General features: G+C 47.0%; 18 protein-coding genes. 17 read left to right on the forward strand and 1 reads right to left on the reverse strand.

Features of this window, described 5'->3' with window-relative positions; translation table 11 throughout:
- Positions 1–7 precede the first annotated feature (7 nt).
- The 16 genes from grpE to recO all read left to right on the forward strand — a co-directional run bounded on the left by grpE (position 8) and on the right by recO (position 13,437).
- The gene (gene grpE / locus ERX35_RS03480) at positions 8–580 is read left to right on the forward strand and encodes a nucleotide exchange factor GrpE (protein WP_149458529.1); all 573 of its coding nucleotides are present in this window, start codon (positions 8–10) and stop codon (positions 578–580) included.
- Between the two features lie 54 nt (positions 581–634).
- Positions 635–2,449 (forward strand): molecular chaperone DnaK, encoded by a 1,815-nt coding sequence (gene dnaK, locus ERX35_RS03485; RefSeq protein ID WP_149458530.1) that lies wholly within the window; start codon positions 635–637, stop codon positions 2,447–2,449.
- Positions 2,450–2,549: 100 nt separating this feature from the next.
- Complete coding sequence (gene dnaJ, locus ERX35_RS03490; RefSeq protein ID WP_149458531.1) at positions 2,550–3,671, forward strand: molecular chaperone DnaJ; 1,122 nt, start codon at positions 2,550–2,552, stop codon at positions 3,669–3,671.
- A gap of 1 nt (position 3,672) precedes the next feature.
- Entirely contained in the window at positions 3,673–4,608 is a 936-nt protein-coding gene (gene prmA / locus ERX35_RS03495) for a 50S ribosomal protein L11 methyltransferase (RefSeq protein ID WP_149458532.1), read from the forward strand.
- On the forward strand, positions 4,608–5,348 hold the full coding sequence (locus ERX35_RS03500) for a 16S rRNA (uracil(1498)-N(3))-methyltransferase (protein ID WP_149458533.1): 741 nt from the start codon (positions 4,608–4,610) through the stop codon (positions 5,346–5,348). Before prmA ends, ERX35_RS03500 begins: the two co-directional genes overlap by 1 nt.
- Before the next feature lie 98 nt (positions 5,349–5,446).
- Positions 5,447–6,799 carry a tRNA (N(6)-L-threonylcarbamoyladenosine(37)-C(2))-methylthiotransferase MtaB gene (mtaB, locus tag ERX35_RS03505; protein ID WP_149458534.1) on the forward strand — a complete coding sequence of 451 codons (1,353 nt, stop codon included), beginning with the start codon at positions 5,447–5,449 and terminating at the stop codon, positions 6,797–6,799.
- Positions 6,800–6,903: 104 nt separating this feature from the next.
- Positions 6,904–7,080: a 30S ribosomal protein S21 gene (gene rpsU, locus ERX35_RS03510; protein ID WP_016998564.1), complete on the forward strand. Its 177-nt coding sequence runs from the start codon at positions 6,904–6,906 to the stop codon at positions 7,078–7,080.
- A 245-nt stretch (positions 7,081–7,325) separates the two neighbouring features.
- On the forward strand, positions 7,326–7,955 hold the full coding sequence (locus ERX35_RS03515) for an NfeD family protein (RefSeq protein WP_246143108.1): 630 nt from the start codon (positions 7,326–7,328) through the stop codon (positions 7,953–7,955).
- Positions 7,956–7,976: 21 nt separating this feature from the next.
- Positions 7,977–8,963 (forward strand): flotillin-like protein FloA, encoded by a 987-nt coding sequence (gene floA, locus ERX35_RS03520; protein WP_149458844.1) that lies wholly within the window; start codon positions 7,977–7,979, stop codon positions 8,961–8,963.
- 10 nt (positions 8,964–8,973) lie between these two features.
- Positions 8,974–9,390, forward strand: a complete 417-nt coding sequence (locus ERX35_RS03525) for a hypothetical protein (RefSeq protein ID WP_149458535.1) — start codon at positions 8,974–8,976, stop codon at positions 9,388–9,390.
- A 230-nt stretch (positions 9,391–9,620) separates the two neighbouring features.
- On the forward strand, positions 9,621–10,565 hold the full coding sequence (locus tag ERX35_RS03530; RefSeq protein WP_149458536.1) for a PhoH family protein: 945 nt from the start codon (positions 9,621–9,623) through the stop codon (positions 10,563–10,565).
- A complete protein-coding gene (gene ybeY, locus ERX35_RS03535; protein WP_149458537.1) occupies positions 10,565–11,026 on the forward strand; it encodes an rRNA maturation RNase YbeY in 462 nt (153 codons plus the stop codon). The genes ERX35_RS03530 and ybeY overlap by 1 nt, the downstream gene beginning before the upstream one ends.
- Positions 11,027–11,029: 3 nt before the next feature.
- Positions 11,030–11,377, forward strand: a complete 348-nt coding sequence (locus ERX35_RS03540) for a diacylglycerol kinase family protein (protein WP_211359972.1) — start codon at positions 11,030–11,032, stop codon at positions 11,375–11,377.
- Positions 11,378–11,390: 13 nt separating this feature from the next.
- Complete coding sequence (gene cdd / locus ERX35_RS03545; RefSeq protein WP_149458539.1) at positions 11,391–11,801, forward strand: cytidine deaminase; 411 nt, start codon at positions 11,391–11,393, stop codon at positions 11,799–11,801.
- Positions 11,794–12,696 (forward strand): GTPase Era, encoded by a 903-nt coding sequence (gene era / locus ERX35_RS03550; protein ID WP_149458540.1) that lies wholly within the window; start codon positions 11,794–11,796, stop codon positions 12,694–12,696. The genes cdd and era overlap by 8 nt, the downstream gene beginning before the upstream one ends.
- Before the next feature lie 3 nt (positions 12,697–12,699).
- A complete protein-coding gene (recO, locus tag ERX35_RS03555) occupies positions 12,700–13,437 on the forward strand; it encodes a DNA repair protein RecO (RefSeq protein WP_149458541.1) in 738 nt (245 codons plus the stop codon).
- A gap of 47 nt (positions 13,438–13,484) precedes the next feature.
- Here recO and ERX35_RS03560 read toward each other — a convergent pair whose 3' ends face one another.
- The gene (locus ERX35_RS03560) at positions 13,485–14,864 is read right to left on the reverse strand and encodes a glycine--tRNA ligase (protein WP_149458542.1); all 1,380 of its coding nucleotides are present in this window, start codon (positions 14,862–14,864) and stop codon (positions 13,485–13,487) included.
- Positions 14,865–15,139: 275 nt separating this feature from the next.
- Between ERX35_RS03560 and ccpN the strand changes: the two genes are divergently transcribed.
- Positions 15,140–15,772: a transcriptional regulator CcpN gene (gene ccpN / locus ERX35_RS03565; protein WP_149458543.1), complete on the forward strand. Its 633-nt coding sequence runs from the start codon at positions 15,140–15,142 to the stop codon at positions 15,770–15,772.
- Positions 15,773–15,779 lie beyond the last annotated feature (7 nt).

The following is a 15,779-nucleotide window of genomic DNA, read 5'->3' on the forward strand; positions in this document are numbered from 1 at the left end:
ACTTACTGTGACTGAGGAACAAAAAGAGCAGTCTTTAGAAACTGCAGAAGAACAGCAGAAAGCAGAAGAGCAGAATGTCAGTCAGGCACCTGTCGATGAAGAACCGATTGATGTGGATGAAGACAACTTTGAGCAAAAAGTAGCTGAGCTTGAGCAGGCCGCTGAAGCAAGTGAAGAAAAGTATCTGCGCCTCTATGCTGAATTTGAAAACTATAAAAAAAGAACACGTGCTGAGCTGGACACCGAACGCACATACCGCTCTCAGAGCGTACTGCGTGACATCATTCCTGCTCTTGACAACATTGAACGTGCATTAAGCCAGAAAGGCGAAGATCCGGCCTTCCAAAGTCTTTACAAAGGGCTTCAGATGATTCACGAAAATCTGGTGAGCGCGCTGAAAGACCATGGTCTGGAAGAAATTGAAGCGGAGAACCAGCCGTTTGACCCGAATCTTCACCAGGCAGTGATGCAGGATAAAGATGACAGCAAAGATTCCGGTGTCGTACTGGAAGAACTGCAAAAAGGCTATAAATTAAAAGAGCGCGTGCTTCGACCATCGATGGTCAAAGTCAACGAATAGACGCATTTTTAATCAAGTAATCAATCAAAACAATTATTATGGAGGAATTTAATCATGAGTAAAGTAATTGGTATTGACTTAGGAACAACGAACTCTTGCGTATCTGTATTAGAAGGCGGCGAACCAAAAGTCATCGCGAACCCTGAAGGTAACAGAACGACACCATCAGTTGTGGCATTCAAAAATGGTGAAACTCAAGTCGGTGAAGTCGCAAAACGTCAGGCGATCACTAACCCTAACACAATCATCTCAATCAAACGTCACATGGGTACTGACTATAAAGTAGATGTTGAAGGTAAAGAATATTCACCGCAGGAAATCTCAGCGATGATTCTGCAGAACTTAAAAGCGACAGCAGAAGCATATCTCGGTGAGAAAGTGACGAAAGCAGTTATCACGGTTCCTGCTTACTTCAACGATGCAGAACGTCAGGCGACAAAAGATGCCGGTAAAATCGCAGGTCTTGAAGTAGAACGTATTATTAACGAGCCGACTGCTGCAGCACTGGCATATGGTCTTGATAAAACAGATAAAGAACAAAAAGTACTTGTCTTCGACTTAGGCGGCGGTACATTTGACGTATCTATCCTTGAACTTGGTGACGGTGTCTTTGAAGTGTTGTCTACTTCAGGTGACAATCGTCTTGGCGGGGATGATTTTGACAATGTCATCATCAATTTCCTTGTTGAAGAATTCAAGAAAGAAAACGGCTTAGATTTATCTAAAGATAAAATGGCGATGCAGCGTCTGAAAGATGCAGCTGAAAAAGCGAAAAAAGATTTATCAGGTGTTTCTTCAACTCAAATCTCATTACCATTCATCTCTGCAGGAGAAGCGGGTCCATTACACTTAGAAGTGACATTATCACGTGCGAAGTTTGAAGACTTATCTCGTGCGCTTGTAGAACGCACAATGGGACCGACACGTCAAGCGATGAAAGATGCCGGTCTGTCTAATGCGGATATCGACGAAGTCATCCTTGTCGGTGGTTCAACGCGTATTCCTGCCGTACAGGAAGCTATCAAAAAAGAATTAGGCAAAGAGCCGAATAAAGGCGTTAACCCTGATGAAGTTGTTGCGATGGGTGCAGCGATTCAAGGCGGCGTGATCACAGGTGACGTTAAAGACGTTGTATTACTTGATGTAACACCATTATCACTTGGTATTGAAACAATGGGTGGTGTGTCTACAGTCTTAATCGAACGTAACACAACAATCCCGACTTCAAAATCACAAGTATTCTCTACAGCAGCTGACAATCAGCCGGCAGTAGACATCCATGTCCTGCAGGGTGAACGTCAAATGGCGGCAGACAACAAAACGCTCGGTCGTTTCCAGTTGACTGATATTCCGCCGGCACCACGCGGCGTGCCACAAATCGAAGTGACATTTGATATCGACAAAAATGGTATCGTCAACGTTACAGCGAAAGACTTAGGCACTCAAAAAGAACAGAAGATCACTATCCAGTCTACATCAGCGTTATCAGATGAAGAGATCGAACGCATGGTGAAAGATGCAGAAGCGAATGCAGAAGCGGATAAAAAACGCCGTGAAGAAGTAGACCTTCGCAACGAAGCAGATCAATTAGTGTTCACTGTAGAAAAAACATTGAAAGACTTAGAAGACAAAGTGGATGCGTCTGAAAAAGAAAAAGCTGAAAATGCCAAAGAAGAACTTAAAAAAGCATTGGAAGGCAATGACCTTGAAGACATCAGAACTAAGAAAGATGCATTGAATGAAATCGTTCAGGCATTATCAATGAAATTATATGAACAGATGGCACAGCAGCAGGCTGAAGGCGAAGCACCACAGGATGATGTAGTGGATGCGGATTTCACTGAAGTGAAAGACGACGATAAAAAATAATAGCTGAAGTCTTTAAAAGTCAAAGTCAATTTATTGGCTTTGGCTTTTTCTTCAGTTTCCTATATGATAGATGAGATAAATGATAAAGGAGCAATCTGACGTGGCAAAACGAGACTATTATGAAGTCCTTGGTGTATCTAAAGGCGCTTCTAAAGATGAGATTAAAAAAGCATACCGTAAGTTATCCAAACAGTATCACCCGGATATTAACAAAGAAGCAGGTGCAGATGAGAAGTTCAAGGAGATTTCTGAAGCTTATGAAGTGCTGAGTGATGACAACAAGAAAGCGCAGTATGATCAGTTCGGACATGCCGGTATGGGTCAGGGTGCCGGCTTCAGCGGCGGAGATTTCGGCGGTTTCGGCGGCTTTGAAGATATTTTCAGTTCTTTCTTCGGCGGCGGCGGTGCGAGACGGAACCCGAATGCACCACAGAAAGGTAATGATCTGCAGTATCAGATGACGATTAATTTTGAAGAGGCCATCTTCGGTGCAGAGCGTGAGATCACCGTGAAAAAAGAAGTGGCCTGTGACGTCTGTGAAGGGACAGGGGCAGAACCCGGCACTTCAGTCACGACGTGTCCAACATGCCACGGCCGCGGTCAGGTCGGCGTTGAACAGAACACACCGTTCGGCAGAATCCGTACAGAGCGTCCTTGTCCTGACTGTCAGGGCACAGGTAAGAAGATTGAAGAGCCCTGCCATGAATGTCACGGCGACGGTACGATCCTGAAAAATGTGACGATCAATGTGACGATTCCAGCAGGCGTTGACAACGGCCAGCAGATCAGAGTAGCGGGTCACGGAGAACCGGGCATTAACGGCGGTCCGGCAGGTGACTTATACGTCGTCTTCCGCGTGAACAGCCACGACTTGTTTGAACGTGACGGTGATGATATCTTCCATACGCTTGACTTGACGTTCGCTCAGGCTGCGCTCGGTGATGAGATCGAAATACCGACATTATACGGTAAAGTAAGGCTGACGATTCCTGCCGGGACACAGACAGGCAGACGCTTCAGACTACGGGATAAAGGTGTCGAAAATGTCCACGGCTACGGCAAAGGCGACCAGTTTGTGACAGTCAATGTGAAGACGCCGACAAATATGACAGAACAGCAGGTTGAACTGCTGAGAGAGTTTGCTGAGATTGACGGAGAAGAGATTGACGAGCAGCACGATAATTTCTTTGATAAGACACGTCGATTCTTCAGAGGTGAATAAGATGGATTATAAAGAAGTGACAATACTGACCAATCATGAAGTGGAACCGTTCATCGCGGACATCTTGGATGAACTTGGTGCCAATGGCGTCGTGATTGAAGACAGCGCGGAAGTATCAAAAGGTAGAGTCGATAGTTACGGTGAAATATATGATCTTAACCCGGCTGACTATCCTGAGACGGGAATACGCATTAGGTGTTACTTCAGCGCGTTTGATTATAAGGAATCACTGCTTGAAGATATTAAGCAGGCTGTACTGCAGCTGCATGATATTCCTGTCACAGACTTCGCTGTTTCAGCGGCGGATATAAAGGACGATGACTGGGAGAATGAATGGAAGAGGCATTTCCATGCCTTTCGCGCTTCAGAGACGTTCACCGTTGTACCGAGCTGGGAGACTTACGATGCAGCACCGGATGAGACGGTCATTACGCTTGACCCCGGCATGGCGTTCGGTACAGGTGATCATGCGACGACGTCTATGTGCCTCAAACTGATCGAGAAGTATGTGAAACCCGGCCGGTCAGTTATTGACGTCGGCACAGGGTCCGGCATATTAAGTATTGCAGCGCACAAGCTCGGCGCATCGCCGATCCGTGCAGTCGACCTTGACAAAGTGGCAGTGCGGGTAGCGGAAGAGAATTTTGAGATCAATGGCTGTGCGGCACACATTGCAGTTGATACAGGGAACCTGCTTGCCGGAGAGACTGAGAAGCGTGATGTGATATTAGCGAATATTCTTGCGCACATCGTTGACCTCATGATTGATGACAGCTACAAGCTGCTGAACGAGAACGGCATCTTCGTCACTTCCGGTATCATCACAGAGAAGGAAGACATGATTGTCACGCACCTCGAGAAAGCAGGCTACCGCATCCTTGAGATATCCCGTGACAGCGGCTGGATTGCGGTTGCGGCTGTTAAAGAGGTGGCATAATGCAGCGGTATTTCTTAGCGGAGGACGCTGGACTGAACGAGCGTTTTACTATTCAGTCAGCTGATGATGTCCATCATATAAAGAACGTCATGCGCAGCAGTGCCGGCGATCAGATCATTGTCAACTTCCGTAACGGGGTCTATGTCTGCCGCTTGACGGCCGTTGACAGCAGCGTTGAAGTCGAGGCGACTGAAGCACTGGACATTACGACTGAGCTGCCGGTTGATGTCACGATAGCAAGCGGTCTGCTGAAAAATGATAAGTACGAGTGGATGATTCAGAAGGCGACGGAGCTCGGAGCAGCCCATTTTATTCCGTTTGTCTCCGAACGGACGATTATTAAAGTCGACCAGAAGAAGATGGAGAAGCGCCTGGAACGTTTCAATAAGATTGTCAAGGAAGCGGCAGAACAGAGCTACCGCCGGCATGTTCCGACGGTGACATTCCAGCCGGGCAGTAAAGCACTTGCTGAATTGACAGTAGATTATGATCAAGTGCTTGTTGCCTACGAAGAAGAAGCGAAGGCAGGCGAGACGAAGAAGTTTCATGCAGCACTGAAGTCGATGGCGCCGGGTACGCGCGTGCTTATTATTTTCGGTCCGGAAGGAGGCTTATCAGCGGCTGAACTGGAAATTTTCGGCGGCCGGACGATCGGGCTCGGGCCGAGAATTTTAAGAGCAGAGACGGCACCACTGTATGCCTTAAGTGCGGTCAGTTATTTTTTCGAACTGATGGTATAATCATTCCTGCCAGGAAAACTCATTGAATATTTTATGCAAAAGTGTTATTTTTAAATAATGCATATGAAGAATCAATGAAGATTTAATGAGGTGAGAAAATGTCAACAGTTGCTTTTCATACATTAGGATGTAAAGTAAACCATTATGAGACTGAAGCGATCTGGCAGTTGTTCAAGGACGACGGTTATGAACGGGTCGACTTTGAACAGAACGCGGATGTGTATGTGATCAATACATGTACGGTGACGAACACTGGAGATAAAAAAAGCCGGCAGGTCATCCGGCGTGCAATCAGACGCAATCCTGAGGCAGTCATCTGTGTGACGGGCTGTTACGCGCAGACATCTTCTGCTGAAATCATGGATATTCCAGGCGTTGATGTCGTCGTCGGAACACAGGACAGAAACAAGCTGCTGCCTTACATCGAAGAATATAAAACTGTCCGTCAGCCGATCAATGGTGTCACGAACATCATGAAAAACCGGACTTATGAAGAACTCGATGTGCCGTATTTTACGGACCGTACACGTGCCTCACTGAAGATCCAGGAAGGGTGCAACAACTTCTGTACGTTCTGCATCATCCCGTGGGCACGGGGATTGATGCGTTCGCGTGACCCTAAGGAAGTCGTCAGACAGGCGGCGCAGTTAGTGGAAGCAGGCTACCAGGAGATTGTCCTGACCGGTATTCATACGGGCGGCTACGGCGAAGACTTAAAAGATTACAACCTGGCACAGCTGCTGCGCGACCTTGAGACCATTCACGGGCTGAAACGTATCCGCATCTCGTCCATTGAGGCGAGTCAGCTGACAGATGAAGTGATCGATGTAATTGACCAGAGCAATAAAGTCGTGCGCCATCTGCATATTCCGCTGCAGTCCGGCAGTGATACCGTCTTGAAACGCATGCGCCGTAAATACACGATGGCGCATTTCTCTGAACGTCTGCAGAAGCTCCATGCGATCATGCCGGGGCTTGCAGTGACGAGTGATGTCATCGTCGGCTTCCCGGGTGAGACAGCAGAAGAATTCATGGAGACCTATGACTTCATTGAAGCCCATAAATTCTCAGAGCTTCATGTCTTCCCGTACTCTATGCGGACGGGCACGCCTGCTGCCCGCATGACCGATCAGATTGATGAAGCGGTTAAAAATGAGCGTGTGCACCGGCTCATCAGCCTGTCAGACCAGCTGGCAAAAGAATATGCGAGTCAGTTTGATGGTGAAGTGCTGGAAGTTATTCCTGAGGAAAAAGGCTCAGAGGACGGCGTCTTAATCGGCTATACTGATAATTACTTGAAAGTACAGTTTGCAGGCAGCGAGCAGCTGATCGGTGAAATCGTCAAAGTGAAGATCACAGAGGCAGGCTATCCGCTCAACTACGGACAATTTGTCAAAGTCATGCCGAAAGAACAGCAGAAAGGTGCTGTGGCGCTGATAGCTGGTAAATAAATTCACTATTGACCGCTTACTGCAGTTATATTATAATACTTGAGTACATAGAGATATCTATGATTCATTAATGTTCCGTTGATATTTGGAGGGAGGGAAATATAATGTCTAAAACAGTCGTTCGTAAAAACGAATCTATCGAAGATGCACTGCGTCGCTTCAAACGTACGGTTTCTAAAAGCGGTACGATCCAAGAAGTTCGTAAACGTGAATTCTACGAAAAACCAAGTGTTAAACGTAAAAAGAAATCAGAAGCAGCACGTAAACGTAAATTCAAATAATATTTGAACTCCCTCAAATATTATGAATAGATCTATCTCATTCGTCGTGAGGACAATCTTTGAATAACGAAACTTGCAATCAATCGATTGCAGTTGCACCCCGGCAGCTGACTATTACAGTCAGCTGCCGGGGTGTTTTGCTATGCCGGTTTTCATGCTCAATCCTTAAAGTTTTCTTAATTTTTCATCAAATGTTATTACAGCTGTGGAAGTTAATGTATAATGACAGTAAGGAGGTGGCAAAATTGGCATGGACTTTATATGATGGCACTTTGTTCATATTGATGCTCATCATGTTCACAGCAGCTGTCTGGCAGCTTTATGACAGGCTCTACTGGTCAGGCGTGCTGGCAGTTCTTGCAGCACTTGGTTTTATTATAGTGACGGCGCTTAACGGAGACCTTGAAATGCTGTCCATTATTTTGTTTCTGACAGGCATCATTCTTGTCATTATGGAGCTCTTTGTCGTAGGACTCGTGCTCGGTATTGCTGGTCTTATCATGATCGCATCAAGTTTTCTATTGATCGGTGCGGATATCGGGAAAATGTCAGTGTTTGTTGCCTCGTGTATGATTATTGCGTTAATAGAATGGGTGATTATCGTGAAGTTTTTAAGTAGAAAAGTGCCCCTGTTCAGTAAAGTCATCTTAACAGATGCTACTTCAAAGGAAGCGGGCTATACGTCCCATGATGACAGAAGTCATCTGACAGGTCAGCTCGCTGTCACCGCTACAGCGCTCAGACCATCCGGGATTATCGCTCTTGGGCAGGAGCGGATTGATGCAGTCAGTGAAGGTGCTTTTATCGGACAGCACAAAGAAGTACGTATCATTTATGTTGAAGGAACGCGTGTCGTTGTACGAGAAATTATTTAAGGAGTGGTCAAGCACATGGAACTGATTATTTTAGGGATTATTATTGTTGTTGTTTTATTTCTGCTGATGCTGCTGTTCACCTTTGTTCCTGTAGGACTATGGATATCAGCACTAGCAGCAGGCGTCAAAGTCGGGATCGGCACACTGGTCGGTATGCGTCTGCGCCGTGTATCACCGCGACGTGTCATTGATCCGTTGATTAAAGCGCATAAAGCAGGCCTTCATTTAACGACGAACCAGCTGGAATCGCATTATCTGGCAGGCGGTAATGTCGATCGCGTCGTGGATGCGATTATCGCAGCACAGCGGGCGGACATCAATCTGCCGTTTGAACGTGGGGCGGCGATTGACCTTGCTGGACGTGACGTGCTGGAAGCAGTGCAGATGTCGGTCAATCCGAAAGTCATTGAAACACCATTTATCGCCGGTGTCGCAATGAACGGTATTGAAGTGAAAGCAAAGGCAAGAATTACGGTGCGTGCTAACATTGAGCGTCTTGTCGGTGGTGCGGGTGAAGAAACAATCGTTGCCCGTGTCGGTGAAGGGATTGTCTCGACGATTGGTTCAAGCCGGTCACATACTTCCGTCCTTGAGAATCCGGATATGATCTCACAGACCGTTCTTGGCAAAGGTCTTGACTCAGGGACGGCCTTTGAAATTCTGTCGATTGATATCGCGGATGTAGATATCGGCAAGAACATCGGGGCAGATCTCCAGACAGAGCAGGCGATGGCAGATAAAAACATTGCACAGGCGAAAGCGGAAGAACGCCGTGCGATGGCCGTCGCCCAGGAGCAGGAAATGAAAGCCCGCGTCCAGGAAATGAGAGCGAAAGTCGTCGAATCAGAAGCCGAAGTACCGCTTGCGATGGCGAGAGCGCTGCAGGAAGGCAACATTGGTGTGATGGACTACTATAACTTGAAGAATATCGAATCAGATACAGGCATGAGAAATGCCATCAATAAAATGACGGATACAAACGACAATACACCGCCACAAAGAAAGTAAGGTGCTGTAAATGGAAACAGGCGTTATTTTATTTATCATCGGGATTATCTTCTCGGTCTTTCAGTCAATGAGCGAGAAGAAGCACAAGACGAAAGAAAAACCGGTAAGCACACCTCAGATCAGGACGCTGGATGACTTCAAAAGAAACGTGATTGAACGCACCCATCCAGTGGTGGAATCATCACAGCCGGTCATTCAGGCACAGGCAGAAAAACGTCCCCGCCCTGATAAGAGCAAGGAAGCCCGGATGCAGGCCATCATGGCGGATACACATCTGTCTGAAAAACAGAAGGCACAGCGGATCAGCAGTATTACTGAAGGTGATCTGACTGTCAGTTCGGAGCCGCTGCTTGATTTCTCAAAACATCATCTCGTGCAGGGCATCGTGTTGTCAGAAGTGCTGGCACCACCTAAAAGCAGAAGATAACAGTAAAGCCGGACCCAGTGACTATGGGCCCCGGCTTTTTTGTTGGATTCAAGGCAAATGTCCGCGGATTCCTGCTGACATTTGGTAAAATAGAGATAACTATTAATCGGAAAATTAATATGGATTTTTGACACAGAACGCATTAATCGTCGCTGAAGCTGTAACTGCTAGATGAAACTATTCAGCCACTATGTTAAATTTAACTTAAACTGATAATAAGGAGTTTTTGAATGCCACAGACAATCACAATAGAGAATGTTAATGAAGCACAGGCAATCCTCGGTAATGGTGATGAACACATCACTTATCTGGAAGAAGCTTTCAATGTAGAGATACATACACGGGGCGGGCAGGTGACTGTCTCGGGAGACGACAAAGATGTCGATAAAGCAGAGGCTGTCCTTCTTAACTTACTAAAGGTAGTTCAAAAAGGGATGAACATATCCTTGAAAGACGTTCAGTCAGCGGCCCAGATGGCTGATAAAGGAACCATCCACTATTTAAGTGATCTTTATGATGAAGAAATCACAAAAGATGCTTACGGTAAGTCCATCCGGGCGAAGACGATGGGGCAGCGGCTCTATATTCACGAGATGAAGAAGAGTGACCTTGTCTTCGGTATCGGGCCGGCAGGAACCGGCAAGACGTTTCTCGCGGTTGTCATGGCAGCTAAAGCTTTGCGTGCCGGTCAGGTGAAACGGATCGTGCTGACGCGTCCTGCGGTTGAAGCCGGGGAATCGCTCGGGTTTCTGCCCGGTGACTTAAAGGAGAAAGTCGATCCTTATTTACGGCCGCTCTATGACGGGCTGCATCATGTGCTCGGCGCAGAGCATACCGCACGGCTGATTGAGCGCGGCGTCATTGAAGTGGCACCGCTTGCCTATATGCGGGGCAGAACGCTTGAGGATGCGTTCGTCATTCTCGACGAGGCGCAGAATACAACGCATGCACAGATGAAGATGTTTTTGACCCGTCTTGGATTCGGTTCAAAGATGGTCATCACCGGTGATAAGACGCAGATTGACCTGCCGAAAGGTGTTAAAAGCGGCCTTGTGGAAGCGGAGCGTCGTCTGTACGATGTCCCGGGCATCGGCATGCAGACGTTCGAGTCGTCAGATGTCGTCCGTCACCCGCTGGTGAGTAAAATAATCAGAGCCTATTCGGAGGAAGAATAATGCTGACAGTAGAATTTATTGATGATGAGAATTATTTGGCTGCTGCTTATTTGCCGAAGATTGAAGAACTGCTTCAATTTGCAGCAGCTGAAGAAGGAATAGCAGAAGAAGCGGAAGTCGCTGTATCGTTTGTTTCCAGTGAAGAGATCCAGTCGATCAACGCAGAGTACAGAAATAAGGACAGCGTGACAGATGTCATCAGCTTTGCCATGGAAGAAGGAGAAGACGACTTTGAAGATCCGTCAATGATCCGTGTGCTCGGTGACATCATCATCTGTGTGGAACGGGCGAAGGAGCAGGCTGACGATTACGGTCACTCCTTTGAACGTGAAGTCGGGTTTCTGGCGCTTCACGGTCTGCTGCATTTACTAGGCTATGATCATATGACGGAAGCTGACGAAAAACAGATGTTCGGACGTCAGGATGAACTGCTGACAGCTTTCGGTCTGACGAGAGGATAGCTGATGAAGCGCTTCGTCTATCCACTGCAGGGATTCATGACTTTATTGAAGAAAGACAGAAATTTCGTGCTTCACCTGCTGACGGCCGTCCTTGTCATCATCGCAGGCAGCTGTTTCGATCTGACAAAAGTGGAATGGCTGTTCATCATAATCGCCATTTTTTCGGTGTTATTTATGGAAGTGATCAATACATCGGTTGAGTACGTCGTGGATCTCGTGACTGACGATTACCATGAGCTCGCAAAACATGCTAAAGACACAGCGAGCTTTGCTGTTGTACTGGCAAGCATGATGAGTGCTATTATCGGCTGCGTGATATTTATTCCACGCATCTTCGCATTATTAAACTAAAGGAGTAAAAGAGATGGAATTTAAACAAGAATGGCTTGAGGAAGTGCTGACTGCAAGAAGCAGGGCATATACACCGTTCTCCCATTTTAAAGTGGGGGCATACCTTGTCACAAAAGACGGCCGGGCTTTTTACGGCTGCAATGTCGAAAACGCGGCGTACGGCCCGACCATCTGTGCTGAACGCACAGCACTTGTCTCTGCGATCGCGCAGGGATACCGTCCAGGAGATTTCAAAATGATTGTTGTGGCGACAGGAGCTGACAAACCATCATCACCATGCGGCGTATGCCGGCAAGTCATGAAAGAGCTGTGCGACGATGACATGCCGGTATTGATGACGAATACAGCCGGTGATGTCATTGAAAGCACAGTGGCCGAACTTCTACCAAATGGATTTTCAGGAAAGGACTTAACGAATGACTAATGAGTTTAAATCAGGATTTGTAGCTATTATCGGCCGGCCGAATGTCGGCAAATCAACCTTTATGAACCGCGTCCTCGGTCAGAAAGTGGCGATCATGTCTGACAAGGCACAGACGACGCGTAACAAAGTGCAGGGCGTGCTGACGACAGACGACGCCCAGATTATTTTCATCGATACACCGGGCATCCATAAGCCGAAGCACGTGCTCGGCGACTATATGATGAAAGTCGCGAAGAACACACTGCGTGAAGTCGATGCGATTTTGTTCATGATCAATGTCGAAGAAAGCATCGGCCGCGGAGATGAATATATCGTCGAGATGCTGAAAAATACAAAGACACCGGTCTTTTTAGTGCTGAATAAGATTGACCTTGTCCATCCGGATCAGCTGATCACAGAAATCGAGAAATATAAAGACCTGCTGCCGTTTGCTGAAATTGTCCCGATCTCAGCGCTGCAGGGTAACAATGTCGACCGTCTTGTCGAAGTCATCAGCGGCTATCTGCCGGAAGGCCCGATGTATTATCCGAAGGACCAGATTTCTGACCATCCGGAACACTTCATAGTAGCGGAACTTATCCGTGAAAAAGTGCTTCACCTGACAAGCCAGGAGATTCCTCATGCCATCGGTGTCAACGTCGAGAAGATGCTGCGTGAATCAGAAGACCGCGTGCACGTTGAAGCGACGATATATGTCGAACGCGATTCCCAGAAAGGGATTGTTATCGGCAAGCAGGGCAAGATGCTGAAAGAAGTCGGTAAGCGTGCCCGTCAGGATATCGAAATGCTGCTCGGCTCCAAAGTCTATCTTGAACTGTGGGTGAAAGTGCAGAAGGACTGGCGCAATAAGCCGAACTTCATCAGACAGATCGGCTACCGGGAAGATGAGTATTAAGCGATGCTGAATAAAGTGAACGGTATCGTCATACGTCGTGTTGACTACGGGGATTCGCATCTCATAGTGACGTTTCTTGCCGAGCACGGCAGAAAGATACCGGTCATGGCAAGAAACGCTAAGAAATCGAAGAAGTTCGGCTACGCGCTCGATCTGTTCTATGAGAATCTATTTATTTTCTCCCAGTTCAAAGGGATGGGCACACTGAGCTCTGTTGATACGCTGAACAGCCATTATGAGATTCGGAGTGATCTGTTCAAGCTGACTTATGCGCAGTACATTGCTGAGCTGATTGATAAGGCGATGGAAGATGATGACGAAAGTAAGTTCGTCTATGAGCTGTTGAAGTTCGGGCTTGACCATATTGCGGACGGGGCGGATCCTGCTGTCATCGCACTGATCGCCAGTCTGAAATGTATGCCGCTCTATGGCTACACGCCGAACTTCACTGAGTGTCCAGTCGATCGGTCGGCAGGTCACGCGCAGTTTGCAGGTTATTCCATGAAGCTGAACAGTGTACTGACGCAGCGGGCGATGGCTGAAGATATGCATGCCGTGCCGATGAGCAACAAAAGTCTGTATTTCCTTTATCTGCTGAACAGTCTGCCGCTTGAGCAGTACAGCTCGGTGACGATCAGCGAAGAATTAGTGAGTGAGATGGAACGGCTGGTCTTCCAGCTGTATGATGAATTCATCGGAGTCTCGCTGAAATCAAGACGAATACTTGAGCAGCTGAAATAGCCCGGTCAAATAAATAAGCCTCCATTCAACTGAATGGAGGCTTATTTTTAAAATTTTACTTTTTCAGCAAGGAAGTTTTTGACTTCGCTGATCGGCATACGTACTTGTTCCATCGTATCGCGGTCGCGGACAGTCACCTGGTTGTCTTCCAGTGAATCGAAGTCGAAGGTGATGCAGTACGGTGTTCCGATTTCATCCTGACGACGGTAGCGTTTACCGATTGACTGACTTTCATCAAAATCGATATTGAAATCCGCACTTAATTCTTCGAATACTTGAAGCGCGTCTTTAGACAGCTTTTTGCTGAGCGGCAGGATGGCTGCCTTATAAGGTGCAAGTGCCGGGTGGAAACGCAGCACAGTACGTTTGTCATCGCCTTCAAGCGCTTCCTCATCGAAAGCATCACACAGGAATGCAAGTGTCACACGGTCCGCGCCAAGTGACGGCTCGATACAGAACGGGACATATTTCTCGTTCGTTTCCGGGTCGTGATAAGTGAAGTCATCGCCGGAATGCTCCATGTGTTTTTTGAGGTCGAAGTCAGTACGGCTGGCAATACCCCACAGCTCACCCCAGCCGAACGGAAATCTGTATTCGATATCTGTTGTCGCGTTAGAGTAGTGCGACAGTTCATCTTCATCGTGGTCGCGCAGACGTGTATTTTCTTCTTTGACGCCCAGCGTTTTCAGCCAGTCTGCCGCAAACGTTTTCCAGTAGTTCTGCCATTCGATTTCAGTGCCCGGCTTACAGAAGAATTCCAGCTCCATCTGTTCGAATTCACGTGTACGGAATGTGAAGTTACCCGGCGTGATTTCGTTACGGAATGATTTGCCGACCTGAGCGATACCGAACGGTAATTTTTTACGCATAGAACGCTGAACATTTTTGTAGTTGACGAAAATACCTTGAGCCGTCTCAGGACGAAGGAAGATTTCGTTTGTTGAAGATTCAGTGACGCCCTGGAATGTTTTGAACATCAAGTTGAACTGACGGATATCCGTATAGTCGTGGGCGCCGCATTCCGGGCAGTCGATATGATGGTCGTCAATCAGACGCTTCATCTCATCGAAGCTTAAGCCGTCTGCAATGAATGTATCGTCTTCCTGCTGCATAACGTCTTCGATCAGTTTGTCTGCTCGATGACGCGCTTTACAGTTTTTGCAGTCGATCATCGGATCGTTGAAGTTTGATAAGTGGCCGCTTGCTTCCCAAGTCCTAGGGTTCATTAAAATAGCTGCATCTAGTCCGACGTTATACGGGGACTGCTGCACAAATTTCTGCCACCATGCTTTTTTTACGTTGTTTTTCAGTTCTACACCGAGCGGGCCGTAGTCCCACGTGTTTGCCAGACCGCCGTAAATTTCACTGCCTGGAAAGACAAATCCGCGGTGTTTTGCAAGCGATACTACTGTATCCATGTTTGTCATTGATAATTCCTCCTTATGATTAAAGCGGATAAAAAAAGTCCCAAGGCATTATGCCTTGGGACGAGTATATTACCCGCGGTTCCACCCAAATTAGTGTTTCCACTCATCTTTGAATATTAACATAATCAGGCCATTTAAGTGTTAAGCTCTCACCGTCCTTAACTCGCTTATTATGAATATATCATGATTTAAATGGAGAGACAATCATTTAAATCAATTATTTGTGTCACAAAGCTTTAAGGCGTATAATAAATTTATCTAACTATGTCCAAGGGGTGTTCACCATCGAATTGAATCAAAGACAGGAAAAGATTCTGCAAATAGTCAAGAACAATGGCCCCATTACAGGAGAGAAGATAGCAGAGCGGTTAAATTTAACGCGGGCGACATTAAGACCGGATCTCGCGATTTTGACGATGGCCGGATACTTGGATGCAAGACCCCGGGTCGGTTATTTCTACACCGGTAAATCAAGTACGCAGCTGCTGTCTGCATCCATCAGAAAGTTCCAGGTCAAAGACTTTCAGTCGATACCGAGTGTGATCAATGAAGATGTATCGGCCTATGATGCGATTTGTGCGATGTTTCTTGAGGACGTCGGGACATTGTTTGTCATCAATAAGAAGAATCAGCTGGTCGGTGTCTGTTCCCGTAAAGATCTGCTCCGTGCTTCCATGGGCGGCCAGGACATTCATGCCGTGCCGGTTCACGTGATTATGAGCCGTATGCCTAATCTGTCGGTCGTGACGCCTGATGACCTGCTCGTCTATGCGGCTAACCTGCTCATTGAGAAGCAGATTGATTCACTGCCGGTGGTAAAGAAAAAAGGCTCCAGCTATGAAGTGACCGGACGTATTACGAAGACTACTATAACGCGTGCGTTTGTCGCACTAATTGAAGATGAATAGGAGTATT

Origin of the sequence: Macrococcus equipercicus (genome assembly GCF_004359525.2) — a bacterium.
Taxonomy (GTDB): Bacteria; Bacillota; Bacilli; order Staphylococcales; family Staphylococcaceae; genus Macrococcus; species Macrococcus equipercicus.